The organism is Kitasatospora sp. NPDC057595, from assembly GCF_042800875.1.
In the GTDB taxonomy this organism is placed as follows: domain Bacteria; phylum Actinomycetota; class Actinomycetes; order Streptomycetales; family Streptomycetaceae; genus Kitasatospora.
This window is the reverse complement of sequence record NZ_JBHVGL010000001.1, coordinates 305,051-326,311: the sequence shown is the minus strand read 5'-3', so window position 1 is coordinate 326,311 and position 21,261 is coordinate 305,051. Positions and strand designations below refer to the sequence as shown.

Annotated in this window: 18 protein-coding genes; 5 read left to right on the top strand and 13 right to left on the bottom strand. The window is 73.9% G+C overall.

Annotation, left to right across the window (positions count from 1 at the left end):
• Positions 1-3 precede the first annotated feature (3 nt).
• The 3 genes from mqnC to ACFU9E_RS01415 all read right to left on the bottom strand — a co-directional run bounded on the left by mqnC (position 4) and on the right by ACFU9E_RS01415 (position 4,066).
• Complete coding sequence (mqnC, locus tag ACFU9E_RS01425) at positions 4-1,227, bottom strand: cyclic dehypoxanthinyl futalosine synthase (protein ID WP_380680054.1); 1,224 nt, start codon at positions 1,225-1,227, stop codon at positions 4-6.
• Positions 1,228-1,357: 130 nt separating this feature from the next.
• Positions 1,358-3,040, bottom strand: a complete 1,683-nt coding sequence (locus ACFU9E_RS01420; RefSeq protein WP_380680057.1) for a serine/threonine-protein kinase — start codon at positions 3,038-3,040, stop codon at positions 1,358-1,360.
• Positions 3,041-3,163: 123 nt separating this feature from the next.
• Positions 3,164-4,066: a menaquinone biosynthetic enzyme MqnA/MqnD family protein gene (locus ACFU9E_RS01415; protein ID WP_380680060.1), complete on the bottom strand. Its 903-nt coding sequence runs from the start codon at positions 4,064-4,066 to the stop codon at positions 3,164-3,166.
• 366 nt (positions 4,067-4,432) lie between these two features.
• Between ACFU9E_RS01415 and ACFU9E_RS01410 the strand changes: the two genes are divergently transcribed.
• Positions 4,433-4,636, top strand: a complete 204-nt coding sequence (locus ACFU9E_RS01410) for a cold-shock protein (RefSeq protein WP_344337792.1) — start codon at positions 4,433-4,435, stop codon at positions 4,634-4,636.
• Between the two features lie 236 nt (positions 4,637-4,872).
• Here the strand turns inward: ACFU9E_RS01410 and ACFU9E_RS01405 are convergent, their stop codons facing one another.
• Positions 4,873-6,204, bottom strand: a complete 1,332-nt coding sequence (locus ACFU9E_RS01405) for a dicarboxylate/amino acid:cation symporter (protein WP_380680063.1) — start codon at positions 6,202-6,204, stop codon at positions 4,873-4,875.
• A 379-nt stretch (positions 6,205-6,583) separates the two neighbouring features.
• On the opposite strand from ACFU9E_RS01405, the gene ACFU9E_RS01400 reads away from it, so the two are divergent.
• Positions 6,584-7,810, top strand: coding sequence for an MFS transporter (locus tag ACFU9E_RS01400; protein ID WP_380680066.1), 1,227 nt, complete (start codon positions 6,584-6,586; stop codon positions 7,808-7,810).
• Positions 7,811-7,928: 118 nt separating this feature from the next.
• Here ACFU9E_RS01400 and ACFU9E_RS01395 read toward each other — a convergent pair whose 3' ends face one another.
• From ACFU9E_RS01395 to ACFU9E_RS01375, 5 genes are all read right to left on the bottom strand, one after another.
• The gene (locus tag ACFU9E_RS01395) at positions 7,929-9,053 is read right to left on the bottom strand and encodes a LacI family DNA-binding transcriptional regulator (RefSeq protein ID WP_380680069.1); all 1,125 of its coding nucleotides are present in this window, start codon (positions 9,051-9,053) and stop codon (positions 7,929-7,931) included.
• Positions 9,054-9,064: 11 nt separating this feature from the next.
• Positions 9,065-9,442 carry a DUF4229 domain-containing protein gene (locus tag ACFU9E_RS01390; RefSeq protein WP_380680072.1) on the bottom strand — a complete coding sequence of 126 codons (378 nt, stop codon included), beginning with the start codon at positions 9,440-9,442 and terminating at the stop codon, positions 9,065-9,067.
• Positions 9,443-9,553: 111 nt separating this feature from the next.
• Positions 9,554-10,081 (bottom strand): GNAT family N-acetyltransferase, encoded by a 528-nt coding sequence (locus ACFU9E_RS01385; RefSeq protein WP_380680075.1) that lies wholly within the window; start codon positions 10,079-10,081, stop codon positions 9,554-9,556.
• 22 nt (positions 10,082-10,103) lie between these two features.
• Complete coding sequence (locus ACFU9E_RS01380; RefSeq protein WP_380714696.1) at positions 10,104-11,477, bottom strand: MFS transporter; 1,374 nt, start codon at positions 11,475-11,477, stop codon at positions 10,104-10,106.
• Between the two features lie 493 nt (positions 11,478-11,970).
• Positions 11,971-12,495, bottom strand: coding sequence for an ATP-binding protein (locus tag ACFU9E_RS01375; protein WP_380680081.1), 525 nt, complete (start codon positions 12,493-12,495; stop codon positions 11,971-11,973).
• Positions 12,496-13,076: 581 nt separating this feature from the next.
• Between ACFU9E_RS01375 and ACFU9E_RS01370 the strand changes: the two genes are divergently transcribed.
• On the top strand, positions 13,077-13,757 hold the full coding sequence (locus ACFU9E_RS01370) for a sigma-70 family RNA polymerase sigma factor (protein WP_380680084.1): 681 nt from the start codon (positions 13,077-13,079) through the stop codon (positions 13,755-13,757).
• Complete coding sequence (locus ACFU9E_RS01365; RefSeq protein ID WP_380680087.1) at positions 13,754-14,986, top strand: zf-HC2 domain-containing protein; 1,233 nt, start codon at positions 13,754-13,756, stop codon at positions 14,984-14,986. The genes ACFU9E_RS01370 and ACFU9E_RS01365 overlap by 4 nt, the downstream gene beginning before the upstream one ends.
• Positions 14,987-15,010: 24 nt before the next feature.
• On the opposite strand, the gene purU is transcribed toward ACFU9E_RS01365, so the two are convergent.
• Both purU and ACFU9E_RS01355 read right to left on the bottom strand, forming a co-directional pair.
• The gene (purU, locus tag ACFU9E_RS01360) at positions 15,011-15,877 is read right to left on the bottom strand and encodes a formyltetrahydrofolate deformylase (protein WP_380680090.1); all 867 of its coding nucleotides are present in this window, start codon (positions 15,875-15,877) and stop codon (positions 15,011-15,013) included.
• A 203-nt stretch (positions 15,878-16,080) separates the two neighbouring features.
• Positions 16,081-16,596, bottom strand: coding sequence for a hypothetical protein (locus ACFU9E_RS01355; protein ID WP_355375735.1), 516 nt, complete (start codon positions 16,594-16,596; stop codon positions 16,081-16,083).
• A 176-nt stretch (positions 16,597-16,772) separates the two neighbouring features.
• Here ACFU9E_RS01355 and ACFU9E_RS01350 point away from each other — a divergent pair, with 176 nt between their 5' ends.
• Positions 16,773-18,071, top strand: coding sequence for an ABC transporter substrate-binding protein (locus ACFU9E_RS01350; RefSeq protein ID WP_380680093.1), 1,299 nt, complete (start codon positions 16,773-16,775; stop codon positions 18,069-18,071).
• A gap of 142 nt (positions 18,072-18,213) precedes the next feature.
• Here the strand turns inward: ACFU9E_RS01350 and ACFU9E_RS01345 are convergent, their stop codons facing one another.
• Together ACFU9E_RS01345 and ACFU9E_RS01340 are read right to left on the bottom strand one after the other, a co-directional pair.
• Complete coding sequence (locus ACFU9E_RS01345) at positions 18,214-19,362, bottom strand: hypothetical protein (RefSeq protein WP_380680096.1); 1,149 nt, start codon at positions 19,360-19,362, stop codon at positions 18,214-18,216.
• Positions 19,363-19,548: 186 nt separating this feature from the next.
• Positions 19,549-20,925 carry a transcriptional regulator gene (locus ACFU9E_RS01340; RefSeq protein ID WP_350553764.1) on the bottom strand — a complete coding sequence of 459 codons (1,377 nt, stop codon included), beginning with the start codon at positions 20,923-20,925 and terminating at the stop codon, positions 19,549-19,551.
• Positions 20,926-21,261: the final 336 nt, after the last annotated feature.

The following is a 21,261-nucleotide window of genomic DNA, read 5'->3' as shown; positions in this document are numbered from 1 at the left end:
ACCTCAGGCGTTGTCGAGGATCTTCAGCTCGGGGTGCGCGGTGCCGCCCTCGATCGCGGTGGAGGCGATGTGCGAGGCGACCCGCGGGTCGACCGGGTCGTTGGCCGGGTCGTCCAGCACCCGCAGGTGCTCGTACGTGGTCGAGCGCTGCGCGGGGACGCGGCCGGCGGTCCGGATCAGGTGGATCAGCTCGGTGAGGTTGGAGCGGTGCTTGGCTCCCGCCGCCGAGACCACGTTCTCCTCCAGCATGACCGAGCCGAGGTCGTCCGCGCCGTAGTGCAGCGACAGCTGGCCGGCCTCCTTGCCGGTGGTCAGCCAGGAGCCCTGGATGTGGGCGACGTTGTCGAGGAACAGGCGGGCGATGGCGATCATCCGCAGGTACTCGAAGACGGTCGCCTGGGTCGAGCCCTTCAGGTGGTTGTTCTGCGGCTGGTAGGTGTAGGGGATGAAGGCGCGGAAGCCGCCGGTGCGGTCCTGCACGTCGCGGATCATCCGCAGGTGCTCGATCCGCTCGGCGTTGGTCTCGCCGGTGCCCATCAGCATGGTGGAGGTGGACTCCACGCCCAGGCCGTGGGCGGCCTCCATGATCTCCAGCCAGCGCTCGCCGGACTCCTTGAGCGGCGCGATCGCCTTGCGCGGGCGCTCCGGCAGCAGTTCGGCACCGGCCCCGGCGAAGGAGTCCAGGCCCGCCCGGTGGATCCGGGTGATCGCCTCCTCGATCGGGACGCCGGAGATCCGCGCCATGTGGTCGACCTCGGACGCGCCCAGCGAGTGGATCACCAGCTGCGGGAACTCCGCCTTGATCGCCGAGAAGGCGCGCTCGTAGTACTCGACGCCGTAGTCCGGGTGGTGGCCGCCCTGGAACATGATCTGGGTGCCGCCCAGCTCGACGGTCTCGGCGCAGCGGCGCAGGATCTCGTCCAGCTCGCGGGACCAGCCCTTGTCGCTCTTCGGCGGCACGTAGAAGGCGCAGAACTTGCACGCCGTCACGCAGACGTTGGTGTAGTTGATGTTGCGCTCGATGATGTACGTCGCGATGTGCTCGGTACCCGCGTAGCGGCGGCGGCGCACCGCGTCGGCGGCCGAGCCGAGCGCGTGCAGCGGGGCGGAGCGGTAGAGCTCCAGCGCCTCCTGCGGGCTGATCCGGCCACCGCCGGCCGCCCGGTCGAGGACGGCCTGCAGGTCGGTGCTGGGCGCATCGAAGGTGGTCGCTGCGAGCTCGGACACCTGGCGGCCTTCTCTCTCTCGGGACTTCACGTGCGACATGTGCGGCGGGTGCGACGGGTGCGACGACGCCTTGCCGGGGCACCGCTTCCGCATCCGGTTCAGCCTACGCCAGGGCTTCGCGGCCCCCGCGTCAGCCCGCTCGCCGGAACGTCCCGGACGGGTTCCCGGCGCTGGGATCGGCGGAGGTGAAGCGGATGGTGCCGTCCTTCTGCAGCGCGAGGGTCTCCGCGTAGGAACCGCCGGTGCACGCCCCGGGCAGCGAGGAGCGGACCAGCCGGGAGGTGAAGACCAGCTTCTCCGGCTCGACCGAGGTGAGCGTCCAGGCGCCCTCGCAGGTGAGCGAGAGGATCCCGGTCAGCTCGTTGCGGCTGCTGACCGCGTCCTGCCCGATCCCCGCGCGGCCGATGACCAGCGTGGTGGTCCCGGCTGGCACGCCCTTCTGCGTCGTCATCTCCCCGCGCCAGGTGCCGAGGAACGACTCCGGTACGGCGTTCGGACCGGGCGCCGCGGTGCCGGCGGGGGCAGTCGTACCGGGCGCCGACGACGGCTGCGGCGGCTGCGACGACGGCTGCCGCGACGACGAAGGCGACGAGGGCGACGAAGGCGACGAGGGCAACACCGCGCTCGGCCCGGACGGCACCGGCGGCGGCTGCGAGGGGCCCTCCCCCGTGGCGGTGGGCTCCGGCCCCGGCTCGCCCTTCCCCCACACCTGGTACGCCCCGTACCCGCCGCCCGCGAGCGCCAGCAGCACCGCCCCGACCACCAGCCCGGCCACACCCCGCCGCCGGGAGGCGCTCGCGTCCACCGCCGCACCCCCACCGGCCGCGCCGCCCTCGCCGCCCCCGCCGACCCCGCCCGGTACGAACGTCGGCGTCCACTCCCCCTCCACCGGCCCCGCCCCGGCCTCCGCCTCCAGGTCCAGCAACTGCACCGCACTGCGCCCCACCGCCGCGGACAGCACCGGCGGCAGCCAGCCGCCCTGCCCCAGCCGCCCGACGGCCGCGCCGTCCGGGTCCAGCCACTCCCCCAGCCGTCGCGGCGTCGGCCGGGCCGCCGGGTCCTTCGCCAGGCATTCGAGCACGATCGAACGCAGCGGCCCGCCGCCGAGCCCGGCCAGGTCCGGTTCCTCGTGCACCACCCGGTACAGCAGGACCGCGGCGCTCACCCCCTCCCCGAACGGGTGCACCCCGGTGGCCGCGTACGCGAGCACCGCGCCGAGCGAGAAGACGTCACCGGGCGGCCCGGCCGGCCGGCCGTTCGCCTGTTCGGGCGACATGAAGCCGGGCGACCCCACCACGAACCCGGACTGGGTGAGCCCGGTGGCCGCGTCGAGGGCCCGAGCGATGCCGAAGTCGATCAGCCGCGGCCCGTCCAGGGTGAGCAGCACGTTGGACGGCTTGACGTCGCGGTGCACCAGCCCGAGTCCGTGCACGTGCTCCAGCGCCTGCGCCAGGCCCGCTCCGAGGGTGCGAACGGCGGGCTCGGGCAGCGGCCCGTACTGCCGGACGGCGGCGGCCAGCGCGGGGCCGGCGACGTAGCCGGTGGCCACCCAGGGGTGTGCGCCCTCGGTGTCGGCGTCCAGGACGGGGGCCGTCCAGTCCCCGCCGACCCGGCGGGCGGCGGCCACCTCCTGCCGGAACCGGGCGCGGAACTCGGTGTCCTCGGCGAGTTCGCCGCGCACCACCTTGACCGCCACCGTGCGGCCGCCCGCCGTCCGGCCGAGGTAGACCCGGCCCATGCCGCCCGCCCCGAGCCGCCGCAGCAGCCGGTACGCGCCCACCTGACGCGGGTCGTCCGATCCCAGTGGCTGCATCCCGCGCACGCTCCCGTCGCCCGCCCGCTCGCCCCGCCGCCGGGGCCGTCTCGCGTGCAGACGCTATCGGGCGGCGGCGGCGCGAACCATCACGATCGCGACCACCACCCGTTCAGGCCCCGCTCAGGCCACCGGCTCCGGCGCCGGCTCCAGCAGCCGGACGGCCACGTCGGGGGCGAAGCCGCTGTCGTGCGCGACCCGCCGCGCGAACTCGGCGACGCCGGCCAGCTGCCGCTCGCCGAGCGAGAAGTCCAGCGCCTCGCTGAAGTACCGCTCCAGCACCGCCGCGTCGAAGGACTCCCAGCGGGCCGCCTGCTCGGCCACCTCACGGGCCTCGACCAGCGACAGGTCCCGGGACTCCAGGAAGGCCCGGTGGACGGCCGCGGTCAGCTCGGGGCGCCGCTCGGCGAAGTCGCGGCGGGCGGCCCAGACGGCGAAGACGAACGGCAGCCCGGTCCACTCCTTCCACATCTCGCCCAGGTCGTGCACGGCCAGGCCCTGCTCGGCCGCCTGCCCGAGGTAGGCACGCAGCGCCGGGTCGCCGATCAGCACGGCCGCGTCGGCCTCGGCGAGCATCGCGTCCAGGTCGGGCGGGCAGCTGAAGTACTCCGGCCGCACCCCCTCACGCTCCTCCAGCAGCAGCCGGGCGAGCCGGACCGAGGTGCGGCTGGTGGAGCCGAGCGCGACCCGCCGGCCGTCCAGCTCGGACAGCGGCAGCTTGCTGACGATCACGCAGGACATCACCGGGCCGTCGCTTCCCACCGCGATGTCCGGCAGCACCAGCAGTTCGTCCGCGTGCCGCAGGTACTCCACGCAGGTGATCGGACCGATGTCCAGGGAACCGCCGACCAGCTGGTCGCTCAGCTTCTCCGGGGTGTCCTTGGTGAGGTCCAGATCGAGCAGATTGCCGGTCCTGGCCAGGCCCCAGTAGAGGGGTACGCAGTTCAGGAACTGAATATGCCCGACCCGGGGCCGGACCGGGGTGTTGTCCTGGGGCTCCCGCGTTTCCGCATCCGGTACTGCCACTGCGCCGCTCCCTTGCTGTTCGTGCGCCTCCCCGCAGCGTATGCCTGCCGCTGCGGGAGCCCCGCACCGCCCTTCCGGGAGGCACCGCGACGCGCCGCGCCGCGGGTCACAACAGCCTTACGACACGCGCTGTCCAGCCCGCAAGTCACCCCTGGTCGTCACAGCAGCCGCATGCTAGCGTTGCCCTCAGTTGCAGTTTGATTCCCCTTGCAGTACTTGAAGCCTGCGGAGCATGTAACCGCAGGCTTTTTGTAGTTTTTCAGCAATATCGAAAAACTCCGGACCCGTCCGGAGGCAGGGCGATCAGCGCAGCGGACCGGGTGCCACACGGTGTGGCCCCGACACGTCCCTCGCAAGGAGAACGGCATGGCTCAGGGAACCGTCAAGTGGTTCAACGCTGAGAAGGGCTTCGGCTTCATCGCCCAGGATGGCGGCGGCCCCGACGTCTTCGTCCACTACTCCGCCATCAACGCGAGCGGCTTCCGCTCGCTGGAGGAGAACCAGGCGGTCAGCTTCGACGTCACCCAGGGCCCGAAGGGCCCGCAGGCGGAGAACGTCACCCTTATCTGATCATCCTCAAATGATGGTCTGATCGCTCGGGACCCCGTCGGGTCCGCCGACGGCCTCCGGTCGTCACGGTGAGCACAAGAGCTGCAGTACCCAAGGGGGCCCGCCGTCCGGTGGGCCCCCTGCCTTGTGCCGGCTCCCCCTCGGCGGCATGCCGGGCACGGACGCGCGCACGCGGAAGGGCCCTCCTCCCCGTTTCCGGGAAGGAGGGCCCTTCGTCCTGCCGATCCGAAGGGGCGTCAGGCCGTCGCGACAGCGGCGGCCGGGGCCGGGGCCGGGGCCTCGTCGTAGAGGTCACCCGTGGGGTTGTTGTAGGCGGCCAGGTCGAGGGTCTTCTCCCGGGCCGCGACCACGATCGGCACCAGGGCCTGACCGGCGACGTTGGTCGCGGTGCGCATCATGTCGAGGATCGGGTCGATGGCCAGCAGCAGACCGACGCCCTCCAGCGGCAGCCCCAGGGTGGAGAGGGTCAGCGTCAGCATGACGATCGCACCGGTGAGGCCGGCGGTGGCCGCCGAGCCGATCACCGAGACGAAGGCGATCAGCAGGTAGTCCTTGATGCCGAGGTCGATGCCGTACACCTGGGCCACGAAGATCGCGGCCAGCGACGGGTAGATCGCGGCGCAACCGTCCATCTTGGTGGTGGCGCCGAACGGGACGGCGAACGAGGCGTACTCGCCCGGGACCCCGAGGCGCTCGGTGACCCGCCGGGTGACCGGCAGGGTGCCGACCGAGGAGCGCGAGACGAAGGCCAGCTGGATGGCGGGCCAGGCGCCCTTGAAGAAGTTGACCGGGTTGAGGCCGGCGGCGAACTTCAGCAGCAGCGAGTAGACGACGAACAGCACCAGCGCGCAACCGATGTAGACGTCGAGGGTCAGCGTCGCGAACGGCTCCAGCAGGTCCCAGCCGTACTTGGCCACGGACTTGCCGATGAGGCCGAGGGTGCCCAGCGGGGAGAGCCGGATGACCCACCAGAGGGCGGTCTGGACCAGTTCCAGCACCGACTCGCTGAGCTTGAGGACCGGCTCCGCCTTGGCGCCGAGCTTGATCACGGCGGCGCCGGCCACGATCGCCAGGAAGACGATCTGCAGGACCTCGACCTCGGTGAACGCGGAGACGATGTTGGTCGGGAAGATCCCGGTCAGGAAGTCGATCCAGCTGCCGGTGGACTTCGGCGCCTTGAGGCCCTCGGTCTTGAGGTCGGTGCCCGAGCCCGGGTTGGTCAGCAGGCCGAGGCCGAGGCCGATGGCCACCGCGATCAGCGAGGTGATCGCGAACCAGAGCAGGGTGCGGACGGCCAGCCGGGCCGCGTTGGTGACGTTCCGCAGGTTCGCCACGCTCACCAGGATCGCGGTGAACACCAGCGGCGGGACGGCGAGCTTCAGCAGCTGGACGAAGATCCGGCCGATCGTCTCCAGGGTGGTGGCCAGCCAGGATATGTCGGCCGCGCGGGCCAGGTAGCCGAGGGCCACGCCGAGCACGAGGCCGGCGACGATCTGGGCCCAGAAGGGGGTCTTACGGATTCTGCCGAGCACGGACGGCGACGAAGTCGCCTCGGGCGCTGTGGACATGACGGTGCGGCTCCGGGGGAGGTGTTGCTGGTGATGAGGAGAAGAGGGGGGACGGCGGCACGGCGCGCGGGCCGGAGGGGGAGGAACCGGCCCCGGTCAGGGGCGTGCCGCCTGAATACAGCTCATGGCGCGACAACGGCGCGGGCTGTCCACAGCACCAGTCGGACGACACGCGCGGGCGGCACCGGGCAGCGGGCCCGGGCCGAGCGGCGAACGTGCGTCTGAGGTGGTCACGGCCGACACATTAGCAGTAAAGCTTTGAGATGTTCAAAGTAGTTGTTTGAGTTCTGGATACGGTCCAATTGACCGGTTGACAGTTATACGTATAACTTGAGGGCATCCCCGCCCGCTCTGCCCGCCCCGACCGGAGATCCCGCCCATGGGCTACCTCGCCCTGCTCCGCGCCCCGCACGTCGGCCGCCTACTCTTCGGCACCCTGCTCGGCCGCCTCCCGGCCGGCATGACCGCCCTGGTGATCGCCCTCGCGCTGCGCGAGGTCCACGCGCCGTACAGTCGGATCGGCCTGGCCACCGCCGCGTACGCGATCGCGGCGGCCGTCGGCGGACCGGTGCTCGGCCGGATCGTGGACCGCACCGGGCAGCCCCGCGTCCTGTTGGTCTCCGCGGTGGTCGCCGGCGGTGGCTACGCCCTGCTGGCGCTGGCCCCCGGCTCCGCGGTCGCCGCCCCGCTCGGCGCCGCCATCGCCGGGCTGGCCATGCCCCCGCTCGAACCCTGCCTGCGCTCGCTCTGGCCGGACGTCGTCGAGGAGGACCAGCTCGACACCGCCTACGCCTTCGACTCCGCCTCCCAGCAGACCCTCTACGTCGCCGGCCCGCTCGCGGTCGCCGGCATCGCGGGCACGGTCGGCGCGGTCGCCGCGCTCTGGGTGGCCGCGGCCCTCGGCCTGATCGGGGCGGCCGTCGTCGCCACCACCGCGCCGGCCCGGGCCTGGCAGGCCCCGCCGCGCGCGCACTCCTCCGGCCTGCTCGGACCGCTGCACTCCCCGGGCCTGGTCCTGCTGCTGCTCGGCCTGGCCGGCGCCGGCTGGGCGGTCGGCGCGCAGAACGTGCTGTTCATCGCCTACGCCGAGGCCCACGCGGCGGACGGCCTGCCCGGCGGCGCCGGCACCCTGCTGGCCCTCGCGGCGCTCGGCGGACTGCTCGGCGCACTCGCCTACGGCGCGGTGCCGTGGCGCAGCTCGACGGCCACCCGCACCTGGCTGATGGCGCTCGGCATGGCCGTCAGCTACCTGCCGCTGATCCTGCTCCCCGGACCGGTCGCGATGGCCTGGCTCGCCTTCGTCTCCGGGATCGCGCTGGCCCCGCTGCTGGCGGCGGCGTTCGTCCTGGTCGCCGAGCTGGCCCCGACCGGCACCGTGACCGAGGCCTTCGCCTGGCTGGTCACCCTCTTCGCGACCGGCAACTCGCTCGGCTACGCCGTCTCGGGCCACCTCGCGGAGGGCTCGCTGCGCCCGGTGGCGCTGTGCGCGGCGGGCGGGATCGGCCTGGGCGCACTGCTGCTGTTCGGCGCCCGCCGCTGGTTCCGGCCGGTCGCCGAGCCGGCCGCGGCGCCGTCGCTGCCCTCCGAACCGGTGCCGGCGGGCTGACGCCCGCCGCATCCCCCAACGTGGCTGTGCCCGTCGGACCGGGTGGTCTGGACGACGGGCGCAGCCACTTCTTCGGCGCGGACGAGCGCACGGACCACGGCGCGGTCCGAACGGACGGTCAGCCGGCGTCCGGCGCCGCGGCGGTGGAGGAGCGCCGCACCAGCGAGGTGGCGAGCGGCGGCACCGGCGCGACCGGCTCACCGCGGAGCAGCCCGGCGAGCGCCGCCACCCCGACCCGGCCCAGCTCCTCCCCGGGCAGGTCGACGGTGGTCAGCGGCGGGGCGAGCAGCGCGGCCACCGGGACGTTGTCGATGCCGATCACCGAGAGGTCGCCGGGCACCCGCAGCCCGCGCTCGGCGGCGGCCTGGTAGACGCCGGAGGCGACCACGTCGTCGTCGCAGATCACCGCGTGCGGCCGGTCCGGGCGGGCGAGCAGCCGGTGGGCGGCCTCGCGCGCCGCCGGGTGGCCCTCGTTCAGGCTGACGCCGAGTTCGACCACGTCCAGGCCGAGCGCCCGGACCGTCTCCTCGAAGGCGGCCTGGCGGACCCGGAAGGTGTACGCGGAGTGGGTGGAGCGCAGCCGGCCGAGCCGGCGGTGGCCGAGCGCGGCCAGGTGCTCGACCGCGGCCCGCATGCCGCCGGCCACGTCCAGCTCGATGGTCGGCCGGGCCCGGTCGGTGCCCGGGTCGGCGTCCAGGAAGACGGCGGGGGTGTCGGCGGGCAGCTCACCGAGCTGGCTGTCGTCCGGGGAGCAGATCAGCAGGCCGTCGAAGCGGCTGGTGGTGGCGGCCTCGGCGAGCGTGGCACTGCCCCAGCCGGAGCTGACCACCACGGCCAGGCCGTACTTGCCGGCCTCCTCGTGGACGCCCTCCAGGACCCGGCCGAAGAACGGGCCGAGGATGTTCGGCACGGCCAGCAGGATCATGCCGCTGCGGCCCAGCCGCAGTTGCCGGCCGGCCGCCTGCGGGCGGTAGCCGAGACCGCGGGCGGCCTCCCGGACCCGCTCGCGGGTGGCGTCGGAGACCCGGCGGCCGGCCTCGGAGCCGGAGAACACCAGCGAGACGGTGGCCTGCGAGACCCCGGCGAGCCGGGCGACGTCCCGGCCGGTGGGGCGGCGGACCGGGGCCGGCCAGGTTCCGGCCACGGGCCCACCGGTGTCCCCGGCCCCGGCACTGTCCGGTGCGGCGCTGTCCGGCGCGGCGTTCTCCGGTGCGGCGCTGCCCGGTGCGGCGTTCTCCGGCACGGCGGCGCGGGTCAGTTCTGCGGGGCCGAGGCGGCGGGGCCGGAGGCGGCCTTCTTGGCGGCCGCCGCGCGGGCGGCCTCGTCGGCGGCGTCCTCCTCGGCGTTCTGCGCGGCGATCTTGGAGGCGGTCCGGGTCCGGATGCCGTCCACCTTGCCGGAGATCTCCGCCGACATCTCGTCGCGCTGGCGGCTCAGCAGGACGTAGCTGAGCGGGGCCGAGGCGACCGCCGCCAGCAGGAAGAGGAAGACCACGCCGGCCTCGCCGGAGACCGGGATGACCTGGAAGTGCCCGAGGAGCAGCGCGATCAGCAGGCAGCCGAGGAAGATCGAGACCCGCATCGAGGTGTAGCGGAGCGTGGCGTGCGACTTCTTGCTGACATTGCTGCCCACCGGGGACACATCCTTACTGCGCTGGGGACCGGGCCGGTCTCCCAGTGAAGCATGCCCGACACCCCCGGCGGGGAACGGGTCCCACCGGGCAGCGCCCGGGCGACCGCGCGATCAGCGCAGGTCGAGCCACATGATGACGTCGTCCCGGTCGTCACCGGGCGCGACCCGGATGGTGGCCGGCACCCGGCCGACCTCGACGTAACCGCTGCGGGCGTAGAACGACTCCAGGCCGAGCCCGCCCCGCACCTGGAGCTTCAGCCCCTCCAGGCCCCAGCCGCGGGCGATCCGCTCGGCCTCGGCCATCAGCGCGACGCCGTACCCGCGCCCCTGGAGTTCGGGGTGGACCATGACCTTCACCACCAGCCGCCAGTGGTCCATCGGCCCGAACCGCATCGACTCGAAGACCAGCATCGCGGCGAGCCGGCCGGTCCCGGGCTCCCGGGCGATCAGCAGCCGGTCCGGTCCGGCCGGTGCCGTCCCGGCGAACTGCCGCTCCCCGGCGGCCCGGACCTCCTCCTCGGTCACCCGGTGCACGAAGCCGACGGCCCCGCCGGCGTTGCTCGCGGCCGTCCACAGGCCGGTGATCTCGGCGCGCAGCGCGGGGTCGAGTGCGGGATCGAGGGTGAAGCTCAGCGTCATGACTCCGGAGCCTAGTCGCCCCTTACGACACGACGGCGGCGGTCCGTTCCCGCCCGCCTTCCGGTCCGCGCTCCCGCAGCGCCAGGCAGAGCAGCACCGCGACCGCGCAGAGCCCGCCGGCCGTGTACCAGGCGAGGTCGTAGTCGCCGAGCGCGTCCCGGGCGAATCCGGCCAGGCCGGCCACCACGGCGGCGCCGATCTGGTGGCAGGCCAGCGCCCAGCCGAAGACGATCGGCGCGTCCTCCCCGAAGTGGCGGCGGCAGAGCGCGACGGTCGGCGGCACGGTGGCCACCCAGTCCAGCCCGTAGAAGATGACGAACGCCAGGATCGGCGGTTCCAGCGAGCCCGCGAACAGCTGCGGCAGCACCAGCAGCGAGAGCCCGCGCAGCGCGTAGTAGACGATCAGCAGCAGCCCGGCGTCGAGGCGGTCGGTGAACCAGCCGCTGGCGACGGTGCCGATCACGTCGAACACACCGATCAGCGCGAGCAGGCTCGCCGCCGTGGTGACCGGCATGCCGTGATCGTGGGCGGCCGGGATGAAGTGGGTGCCGACCAGTCCGGCGGTGGTCGCGCCGCAGATCGCGAACGAGCCGGCCAGTAGCCAGAACGCCCGGGTGCGGGCGGCCTCCCGGAGCACCCGCAGCGAGCGGGCCAGCGCCCGGTCCCCGCCGACGGGCGCCGGCGGCGGCTCGGTCGCGCCGTACGGGAGCAGGCCGAGGTCGGCGGGCCGTTCGCGCATCAGCAGCAGCACCGGGACGGCCACCGCGCTGGCCGCCAGCGAGACCACCACGACCGCCGTGCGCCAGCCGTGCTGTTCGACCAGCCAGGCACCGAGCGGGAGGAAGACCAGGTTGCCCGCCGCGCCGGCGGCCGTCAGCACGCCGGTGACCAGCCCCTGCCGGGCCCGGAACCAGCGCCCGGTGATCGTGGTGGCGAACGCGCCGGCCATCGAGCCGCTGCCGAGGCCGACCAGCACGCCCCAACAGAGCATCAGCTGCCAGGGCTGGCGCATCAGCATGGTGAGTCCGGCGCCGACCGAGATCGTCAGCAGCGCGCAGACCACCACCAGTCGCACGCCGAACCGGTCCATCAGCGCGGCGGCGAACGGCGCGGTGAGGCCGTAGAGGGTGAGGTTGACCGAGGTGGCGGCGGATATCGTGCCCATCGACCAGCCGAACTCGGTGTGCAGCGCGTCCATCATCAGGCTGGGCGTGGAACGGAATCCGGCCGAGCCGAGCAGCACCAGCAGGGCGACGCCGGCCACCACCCAGGCGTAGTGCACCCGGGGCGCGCGGACGGGCGTGGGCGCTGAGGGTCCGGCGGACGCTGACGGTCCGGCGGGTGTTGGGCGTCCGGTGGGTGTTGGGCGTCCGGTGGGGGCGTCGGTCTCGTTCACCCGGCAGAGTCTCCCGACCGCGCGGACGGACCACGAGGGGCGGGACTGCCGACTTCCGCCGGAATCGGGCCAACCGGGGGCGGGAACCGGCCCGGCCGGAATCCGAGGTTCGGCGCGCGGGCCGGGTGGCCGAAAAGGACCACCCGCGGCGGGCGGATCGGATGGCGGCGGGCCGCACGCACCCCGAGCACGGCACGGCCGGCCGCCATCCAACCTCGGCACACGGGCCCTGAACCCGTGCCACGCCCTCCGCACTCGCCAAGGAGCCAACGTACGGCCGACCCGCGGCCCCCCTTGCTGACGTGGTCCCCCTGGACAGCAGCACCGCAGTGGCGTTCGGGTGTTCCCTCGGCGTCCCCTCGCGACGGAGAGCTGCACCCAAGCGTGATCAGTCGGATACGTCACGTCAATGGTTTGTCCGAAATTCGGAATGGTTGCGTCAGCTTTCGGCCCCGGGGCCCATGGGACGTCAGAGCCGCGCGGGCGGGGCCCGTCAGGGCTGCGCCAGCGCCGCCCAGTCGACGGCGGTGAGCGGATCCGCGGGCCGGGCGTCCGGGCTGATCTCGCACCAGACCCGCTTGCCCGTGCCGTCGGGGTACCAGCCCCAGCGGTCGCAGAGCAGCTCGACCAGTTCCAGGCCGCGCCCGTTGGTGGCGTCGACGTCCGCCCCGGCGTGCCGGGGGGCGGGGGCGACCTGGCTGGCGTCGGCGACCTCGACCCGCAGCGGACCGACCGTCGCCGACTCGCGCACCCCGTCGCGTCCGGCCGTGCCCGGGGCGGCGTCCGGTACGGCGCCGGGGAGGTCGCCCAGCGGGAAGCAGAGCCGCAGCACGGCCGGACAACCGGTGTGCACCACGGCGTTGGTGACCAGTTCGGAGACCACCAGGACCACCGTCTCGGCGATCGGAGCGTCCGGGTCCACCCCGTGGTTGAGCAGCCGCGAGCGGACCCACCGACGGGCCCGGCCGACCTCGGCGGGGTCCGCCTGCACCGCAAGCTGTACCTGAAGAACCTGCACCGCTCCACCACCCGCACTCGCAGTTCGGCCACCGTCTCGGCCGGGCCCTGGTCGCCCGCCCGGCCAGGGCGCGCACCGGGCCGGCCGTCCGTCGGGCCGCCGCCCGGCGGGGTGACCGCACGCCGCACCCGCCGCGGCGCGCCCGCGCCACCTCGTCCGCCGCCGCACCGGCCGCGACACGAATACGCCTCAGGATGAGTCGGCCGGCGGACCGCAGCAAGCGCTTCGGGCATATTCCAGCGATCGGGGGACGGGGCAGGGCATACTGTCCCGCTCACTCTGGCGAGCCCCGGACCGGCGATCGCCCGGCCCGAGCCGACCGGCCCGGACCGCCCGGCCCACGACGCAGAGGCGAACCTACCGCCGTCCGCCCCTCCCGCCGCACCCGCCACTCGCGAACCACCCGTGCGACATATGTCCAGCCCCCTTCGAACAGCTCAACCGCAGGATCGACGGCAGATCCCACGATCTGACGATCCGAAGCCCCGGCCTCCGTTCTCCGCCGAATCCGCGCGCCGCCCGAACCGCGCGGGTTACCGTGGGACCGTCAGCGGTCGGTCCGGCAGGAGGGGTGGTGACCGGTGGCCACCACCGACGGCGCCCCGCGCCGGGACGAGCAGCTGCAGCGGCGCCTGGCCCGCGGCGAAGAGACTGCCCTCGGCGAGCTGTACGACCAACTCGCGCCGATGGTCCACGGGTTGGCCGGGCGGATACTGGCCGACCAGACCGCGGCGGCGCAACTCACCCGGGAGATATTCGCCCACGTCTGGGAGCACCCCGAGGCCTTCGACCCGGCCCGCGGCTCGCTCCGCGCCTGGCTCGGCGCGCTGACCCACCGCCGCGCGGTGGACCGGCTGCGGGCGCGCCGCGCCGCGGAGGCGGGTTTCGCGGGCGACGACGCGCAGGACGGGTTCCACGACGAGATCCGCGCGGTGGCCGCCGCCGCCCGGGTCCAGTACGCGGTCGCCGCCCTGCCGCAACCGCTGCGTGAGACCATCACGGAGTCCTACTACGACGGCCGCACCTACCAGGAGACGGCCCGCCGGCTGGGGATCAGCGAGCAGGCCGCCAAGCAGCGGATGCGACAGGGACTGGAACTGCTCGCCACCGAGTTGGAGCAGGAGCGCGCCCGGCACCGGGGCCCCGCCCCGGCCGACCCGGGACGAGCCGACGCGCAACGAGCCGGCCCGGACGGCGCGGACCCGTCGGCCACGGAACGAGCGGACGGGAGCGCGCGGTGGAAGGAGGGCGGGGGGACGTGACGATCACCGACGAGCAGCACGAGGCCCTGCGCTCGCTGCTCGGCGCCTGGGCGCTGGGCGCCGTCCAGCCCCGCGAGGGCGCCGAGGTCGAAGCCCACCTGGCCGGCTGCCCGGAGTGCGCCGAGCAGGCCGAGCGACTGCGCGAGGCGGCCGGCTGGCTCTCCGTCGAGGAGCCGCTGGACCAGCCCGCCGCACTGCGCAAGCAGGTGCTCGACTGGTGCCTGGCCCGCCGCCCGGCCGATCTGCCGGTCCCCGCCTGGGGCATGCCGTACGCGGCCGAGACCGCCAAGTTCGACGCGCTGCTGCGCGACCTCGGCCCGGAGGAGTGGCAGGAGGTCGCCGAACTGCCCTGGCACGGCGGCACCGAGTACCTGCGCCCGGCCGAGGTGCTCTGCCACCTCGCCGCCGTGGACGGCTACCTGGCCGTCGCCCTCGGGCTGCCCGACCCCGTCCCGTCCGGCACCGGTCCCGTCGGCACCGCCGCGTCCGGCACCGGGCCGGTGGCCGAGCGCCGGGTCCCGCCGCAGGAGGCCGTCCTCCCATCGGTGCCCCGGGTTCCGCAGCAGGCCGGCCGGCCCTGGGCCCGGATCGCCGAGCGCACCGCCCGGCTCACCGCCGAACAGGCCGGCCAGCCGCCGCAGCGGATCCGCGCCCGGTGGCGCCGGCACTGCCACCAACTGGTCCGCTCGGCCGCGCTCGCCCCGCAGGGCAACACCCCGGTGGACTTCGGCTTCGCGACCGTCCCGCTCCGGGACGCCTTCGTCGACCGGGCCTTCGAGTGCTACGTGCACGGCGAGGACGTCGCCCGCGCGGTCGCCTACCCGTACGACCCGCCGGCCCCGCGGCACCTGCGGCAGATGATCGACCTGGCCGTGCGGATGCTGCCGCCGGCGCTGGCCGGACAGCGGGCGGCGCACCCCGAGCTCACCGGAGCGGCGGTCGGCGCGCCGGACGGCGGCCCCGGGCGCGCGGACGGGGCCCGGACCGGCCGCCGGGTCCGGCTGGTGATCGACGGCCCGGCCGCCGGGGAGTGGCTGATACCGCTGGACGGTCCGGAGGCGGGCCCGCCGGTCGGCGAACCGGTGGCCGTGATGGTGCTGGACGGACTGGAGTTCTGCCAGCTGGCCGCCGCGCACCGCGACCCGGACCGGCTGCCGGTCGGCGAGCACGGCGACCGGGCCGCGATCCGCGAGGTGCTGCGCGCGACGCCGCTGCTCTCCCGGCCCTAGGGTCCCGGCCCGAAGCCTGCTCGCTCAGGCGAAGACGACCGTCCGGGTGCCGTTCAGCAGCACCCGGTGCTCGCTGTGCCACTTCACCGCGCGGGCCAGCGCCTGGCACTCGACGTCCCGGCCGAGCGCGACCAGCTGGTCCGGGGTGATGTCGTGGGTCACCCGGGCCACCTCCTGCTCGATGATCGGGCCCTCGTCCAGGTCGGCGGTGACGTAGTGCGCGGTGGCGCCGATCAGCTTCACGCCCCGGACGTGCGCCTGGTGGTACGGCTTGGCGCCCTTGAAGCTCGGCAGGAAGGAGTGGTGGATGTTGATCACCTTGCCGGAGAGCTCGGTGCACAGCCGGTCCGACAGCACCTGCATGTAGCGGGCCAGCACGACGAGCTCGACGTTCTGCTTGGCGACCAGGTCCAGCAGCTGCTGCTCGGCCTCGGCCTTGGTCTCCCGGGTCACCGGGATGTGGTGGAACGGGATGCCGTAGCCCTCGGTGAGGTCGCGGAAGTCGGTGTGGTTGGAGACCACCGCGGCGATCTCGACCGGCAGCGCGCCGATCCGGGTGCGGAACAGCAGGTCGTTCAGGCAGTGCCCGAACTTGCTCACCAGGAGGACGATCCGCAGCTTCTCCTCGCTCGGGTGGATCTGCCAGTCCATCCCGAACGAGGCGCCGATCGCGGCGAAGCTCGCCCGCAGCTTGTCGACGGTCACCGGCTCGGCGGCGGAGAAGTGCACCCGCATGAAGAACAGACCGCTGTCCCCGTCACCGAACTGCTGGCTGTCGATGATGTTGCACCCGGTCATGAAGAGGTAGCTGGAGACCGCGTGCACGATGCCCTGCTTGTCCGGGCAGGACAGCGTGAGGACGTACTGGGCGCTGGCCGGCTGCTGTTCCACGGTGGGGGTATCCCGTCCTGGGCTCGTACTGGTGTGAATGCTCCAGCGTGTCACACTCCGGGACGACCCCCGCCCGGCTGCCCGCACTGCGGACGGGCCCGCCCGGCGCCGGGCCGCCGGGCCCCTTCCGGTCCGGGTCCCACCCGGTTCGGACCCGGGTCCCACCCGGTTCGGACCCGGGTCGGACCCGGACCGGACCCGGGTCAGACCTGGGTCAGGATCCGCAGCACGTCCAGCGAGCGCGGCGGGACGTCCGGGTCCTCGCCGTCGTTGACCGCCAGCTTGACGTGCGCCTCGCGGGCCGCCCGGACCGCCTCCGGCCAGCCGTGGTGCTCCAGGTAGGCGGAGGCGGGGGCGTCCGCGCCGACCTCGTGCAGGATCCGCACCACCCGCAGCACCGCGACGTCCACCAGCGTGGCCTCGGCGGAGTCCCGGAAGATCGTGCCGACGTACTTCTCGGCCGACCAGCGGTCCAGCCAGGTGTCCTCCACCAGGCGGTAGACGGCGTCGGTGACGTCGCCGTACCCCTCGCGGCCGGCCAGCCAGGCCTCCCGCTGGAACCCGGGGTCGGAGAGCATGTGCAGCGCCGAGCGGAGTCGGGCCCGCCAGCGCCACCAGGGAAGGTCGTTGAGCGGCATGCCGCCCATCGTGCTGGAGCGGTGACCCGGACGAGAAGGGTTTCGGGCAGACCGATACGAAGATTCTGTGCTGGCGGACATGGGAATCGATCGTACGTTCCCCCACCGTTGGTGCTCCACTCCCGATCTACACGCGTTCCCCCTCGGATTTCCACCCCCGTTTGCCGGCTGTTGGCTGGACGGCCCTCTCGGCTTGCTCCACCGGGGATTGGCTGGAACCAGTGCGCAGCACACTGCGCCCAGGGAGGGAAAGACCGATGACCAGCCGCAGGGGCTCGTCCCAGGCCATGCACCCGATCGCGGGACGGCGCCGCCGGCGCCCGATCGCTGCCGTCGCGACCGCCGCGGCGGTGCTCCCAACCCTCTTCTCGGCCTCCGCGTGCGGCGGACCGGCCGATGCCGCCACCGGCAGCGGCGACCTCACCGTGATGACCTGGGCACCGTCCGACACCGGCTCGGCCGACCGCCCCGGGATGACCGCCCTCGCCGAGGCGATCGGGCGGGACATCAACGTCAAGGGCGGCCTGCACGGCCGCCGACTGCGGGTCATCACCTGCAACGAGCACAACACCTCCGACGGTTCCAAGGCCTGCGCCCAGCAGGCGGTGGACGCCAAGGCGGTCGCGGTGCTCGGCTCCTACAGCCAGTTCGGCGACGACTTCATGCCCGTCCTGGAACGGGCCGGCATCCCGCTGATCGGCGGCTACGGGCTGTCCCAGCCGGAGTTCAGCAGCCCGCTGTCCTACCCGGTGGGCGGCGGCATGCCGGCGCTGATCGGCGGCAGCGGCCGGCAGTTGGTGGAGGCCGGCTGCAAGACGGTCTCGCTGATCCGCCCGGACACCCCGGCCGGCGACAACCTGCTCGGCTACCTGGGCAACGCGCTCAAGCCGTCCGGGATGAAGCTGCTGGACGTCAAGGCGCCGGAGAAGTCCAACGACTACTCGCCGGAGGTCCGCAAGGCGATCGGCGGCGACCAGCCGGGCAGCTGCGTCACCAGCGCGCTGGGCGCCGAGCCGACCGGCAACCTGCTCGACGCCTTCCGCCGGACCGGTGCCAAGAACACCCGGATCGCCTCGGTGATCGGCAGTGTGCAGCAGTCGGTGGTCGACTCCACCGGCGGCGACTCCGGCCCGCTCGCCGGCGCCTTCGTGACCGGCTGGTACCCGCCGGAGTCGGCCAAGATCTGGGACGGCCTGCGTGCGGTGATCCGCTCCGACAGCGCCGGCCGGCACATCGACGCCGCCGACCCCGGGGTGCAGACCACGTGGGTGGCCTACGAGGTGTTCCGGCAGATCTCCGACCGGCTGGCCGCGGCCGGACGCGCGGTCTCCAGCAAGGCGGTCACCGGCCTGCTGGACGGTGGCGAGCAGATCGACGTGGGGCTCACCCCGCCGCTGAACTGGGCGACCACCAACATGCTGCCGAGCACCGAGTCGCCCCGGCTGGTGAACACCTGGGTCACCTACCAGGTGGTCAAGGGCGGGCAGCTGACGCTGCAGCGGCCCGGCTTCGTCGACGTGCGCTGGGTGCTCACCGGGGGCAAGCCGCCGGCCTGATCCGCCCGTTCCACCCCGCGGTTCCCGGGGCCTGGCCGTCCACCGGTCGGGCCCTTCGCGTTTCCGGCGCCGGCCGGCCGCGGTCCGGTGCGGGACGGTGCGGGACGGTGCGGGACGGTGCCGCCGTACCGTCCGGCCGGGGTCAGAGGTCGCCGTCGGTGCGGGTGGGCAGACCGGTCTGGCCGGCGACGGTGTTCCAGAGCCCGGCCGCCTGCTTCTTCGCCGTGGTGGCGGTACCGCTCGCGGCGACGGCGTTCTTGTAGTGCTGGTTGTCGTTCTTCTTCGGGTCGCAGCCGCCCTGGGCGTCCGCGGCCCAGGCCGCGTACTCGTCGTCGGCGGTCGCCGAGGCCGTCCACGCCGCGTTCAGCTGCTCGACCAGCTGCGGGCCGCCGGGCAGCTTGTCGGTCTTCAGCCCGGCCAGCTTGGTCTGCAGTTCCCGGCGCTGCCCGGCCGCGGCGGTCAGCGCCTGCTGAGACTCCGGCAGCTTGTCGCACTTCTGCACCGCGGCGACCGCGCCGATGACCGCCTGCCGGCTGTCGTTGGCGGTGCCGAGCAGGTCGGAGAGCGACTGGGCCTGCGCCTTGACCTCCGGGTTGACCGAGGCGGTCGTCGGGCCCGCGCTCTGGGCCGTGGCGGCGGCCGTACCGCTGCCGGTCACCGGGGGGACGGCCTTCTTCGCCGTACCGGCCGTGTCGTCGCCGCCGTTCAGCAGCACCGCGACCAGGACGGCCGCCGCGACACCGCCCGCCACCACGCCGCCGATCAGCAGCTTGGACGAGGGACGGCCGCCGCGGCCGCCGTCCCGTCCGCCCGGGGCCTCGCCCGGGTGGTCCGGGTAGCCCGGCGCGGGCCGGTCGGCGTACCCCGGCTGCGCGGGCGGGTAGCCGCCCGCCGCCTGCGGGTCCCCGGCCGGGTACGGCGGCAGGTACTGGGTCGCCTGGGCCGGGTCGGCCGGGTAGCCCGGCTGCGGGGCGCCGCCCCAGCCCGGCTGCTGGACCGGGATGGCCTGGGTCGGCAGCGCGCTGTCGCCGAGGTACTCCGGCTGCCCGGCCGGCTGCCCCGGGTACGGCCCGTACTGGTGTCCCTGCGCCGGCTGACCGGGGTGCTGTCCCTGCGGCGGCCCGTACGGCTGCCCCGGCGACGGCGGGCCGGGCTGCTGCCCCGACTGCTGCCCCGGCTGCGGGCCCTGTGGCGGACCCGGCTGCTGACCGGGCTGCTGACCGGGCTCCGGCCGGAACAGGTCGTCCAGGTTGAAGTCACCCGAGTTGGGGTACGAGCGGCGCTGGCTCAACGCGATTCCTCACCTGTGCACGACCGCGCGCTGACGGCGGACCACATCTCGTCGGTTCTTGGGGGCATCACAGTTCCTTGGACGTCGCGCCCACGCTACCGGTTCACGGAACCGGCCGACCACGTGGGCGGTCCATCCCTCACCGACCCTGCACGCTCCCCGCCGTCCTCCTTGACGGCCCCCGGATCAGGCGGCCTCCGCCTCGGCCCGGGCCTGGAACTCGCGCACCACCCGCTGCTCCCGGTAGGGCTCCAGACGGCGCCGGAACTCGTCCAGGTACTCCACGCCCCGGTTGGATCGCAGCCCGCTCAGCAGCCGGACCGCCTGGGCGCCCGTCTCGCAGGCCCGCTCGACGTCCCGCTGCTGGAGCTGCGCCGTCGCCAGCAGCACGAGGTCCACCGCGCGGCGCCGCACCCGGGTCGGCGGGTGCAGGTCGAGCGCCCGGCGGGCGTAGTGCTCGGCCGGGCCGGCCTGTTCGAGGTCCCGGTGGCAGTGGGCCAGTTCGTCGGCGAGGTAGGCGTCGTCGAAGTGCACGATCCAGTCCGGGTCGTCCTCCGGGCGGCGCTTCTCCATCATCTCCAGCGCCTTGGCGGCCACCGCCTCGCAGGCCTTGGCGTCGCCGAGCAGGGCGTGCCCGCGCGCCTCGGCCGCGTAGAACATCGCCATCGCGGTCGGGGTGGCCACCGTCCGGGCGCCCTCCTGGGCGGCCCGGGCGAGCTGGGCGATCTCCCGCGGGTTGCCCAGGGTCGCCGCCAGGTGGCTCATCGAGGCCGCCAGCACGTAGCCGCCGTAGCCCCGGTCGTCGGCGGCCTGGGCCAGCCGCAGCGCCTGGATGTAGTACCGCTGGGCCAGGCCCGGCTGGCCGGTGTCCACCGCCATGTAGCCCGCCAGCTCGGTCAACCGCGCGACGGCCGCGAACAGTTGGCGGCCGGTCTCGTCCCGGTAGGAGCCGCCGAGCAGCCCAGAGACCACGCTGTTGAGGTAGTGCACCACCACCGGGCGCACGTGCCCGCTGCCGAAGCGGTGGTCCAGGTCGACCAGCATCGCGGTGGTCGCCTTGACGGCCGCCACGTCCGTCGGACCGACCCTGGTGCCGCCGGTGCGGGCCACCACCGGGTCGGGCGGGGTGATCAGCCAGTCCCGGCTGGGCTCCACCAGGGCGGAGGCCGCCACCGTCGCCCCGGTCAGGAAGTCCCGGCGGCCGACGTCACTGCGCCACAGCTCGCACACCTGCTCCAGTGCGGCGCCCAGCGTCGGCGCGAACTGCAGACCGATGCCGGAGCTGAGGTTCTTGCCGTCGGCCATGCCGATCTCCTCGACCGACACGCTGCGCCCCAGCTTGCGGCCGAGCGCCTCGGCGATCACCGCCGGGGCCTGCCCGCGCGGCTGCTGGCCGCGGAGCCAGCGCGCGACGGAGGTCTTGTCGTACCGCAGGTCAAGACCGTGCTCGGCACCGCAGAGGTTGACTCTCCGTGCCAGACCGGCGTTGGAGCAGCTGGCCTCCTGGATCAGCTGCTGGAGACGCTCGTTGGGCTGTCGTGCGACAAGTGGTCTCGCGGCCATTGGCTTCGCCTCCCCACACCCTCCGGTCCCGGCCGGCGGGCGACGCTTTCTGCTGATCTCGGTTGCCGAGTTGCCGACTGTCCGACCGTTCAAGGAAACTGACACAAGGTTAGCGATCAGCAACGCCACCGGGATACCCACGGTGACGATCCCCACCCCCCGCGCGCCCGGGAGAATGCTCCTGTGCGCCCCCACTGCGCCCACCCCGCCTCCCCCCGGCGCGCTCCCGCACGGTCCGCCTCACCGGTTCGGGTGAAGAGCCCCCGCATGGCGCAGCGACCGGGATCCCCCCGTAACTCGTCTCACGCACGGTAGTTGAGTACCCCGTGGACGCCA

What these genes read in the sequence shown, in the direction of transcription:
- ACFU9E_RS01420 (WP_380680057.1), bottom strand. Translation starts at nt 3,040, where the DNA reads ATGCAGCCACTGGGATCGGACGACCCGCGTCAGGTGGGCGCGTACCGG.
- ACFU9E_RS01410 (WP_344337792.1), top strand. Translation starts at nt 4,433, where the DNA reads ATGGCTCAGGGAACCGTCAAGTGGTTCAACGCTGAGAAGGGCTTCGGC.
- ACFU9E_RS01405 (WP_380680063.1), bottom strand. Translation starts at nt 6,204, where the DNA reads ATGTCCACAGCGCCCGAGGCGACTTCGTCGCCGTCCGTGCTCGGCAGA.
- ACFU9E_RS01400 (WP_380680066.1), top strand. Translation starts at nt 6,584, where the DNA reads ATGGGCTACCTCGCCCTGCTCCGCGCCCCGCACGTCGGCCGCCTACTC.
- ACFU9E_RS01385 (WP_380680075.1), bottom strand. Translation starts at nt 10,081, where the DNA reads ATGACGCTGAGCTTCACCCTCGATCCCGCACTCGACCCCGCGCTGCGC.
- ACFU9E_RS01355 (WP_355375735.1), bottom strand. Translation starts at nt 16,596, where the DNA reads ATGTCCGCCAGCACAGAATCTTCGTATCGGTCTGCCCGAAACCCTTCT.
- ACFU9E_RS01350 (WP_380680093.1), top strand. Translation starts at nt 16,773, where the DNA reads ATGACCAGCCGCAGGGGCTCGTCCCAGGCCATGCACCCGATCGCGGGA.
- ACFU9E_RS01340 (WP_350553764.1), bottom strand. Translation starts at nt 20,925, where the DNA reads ATGGCCGCGAGACCACTTGTCGCACGACAGCCCAACGAGCGTCTCCAG.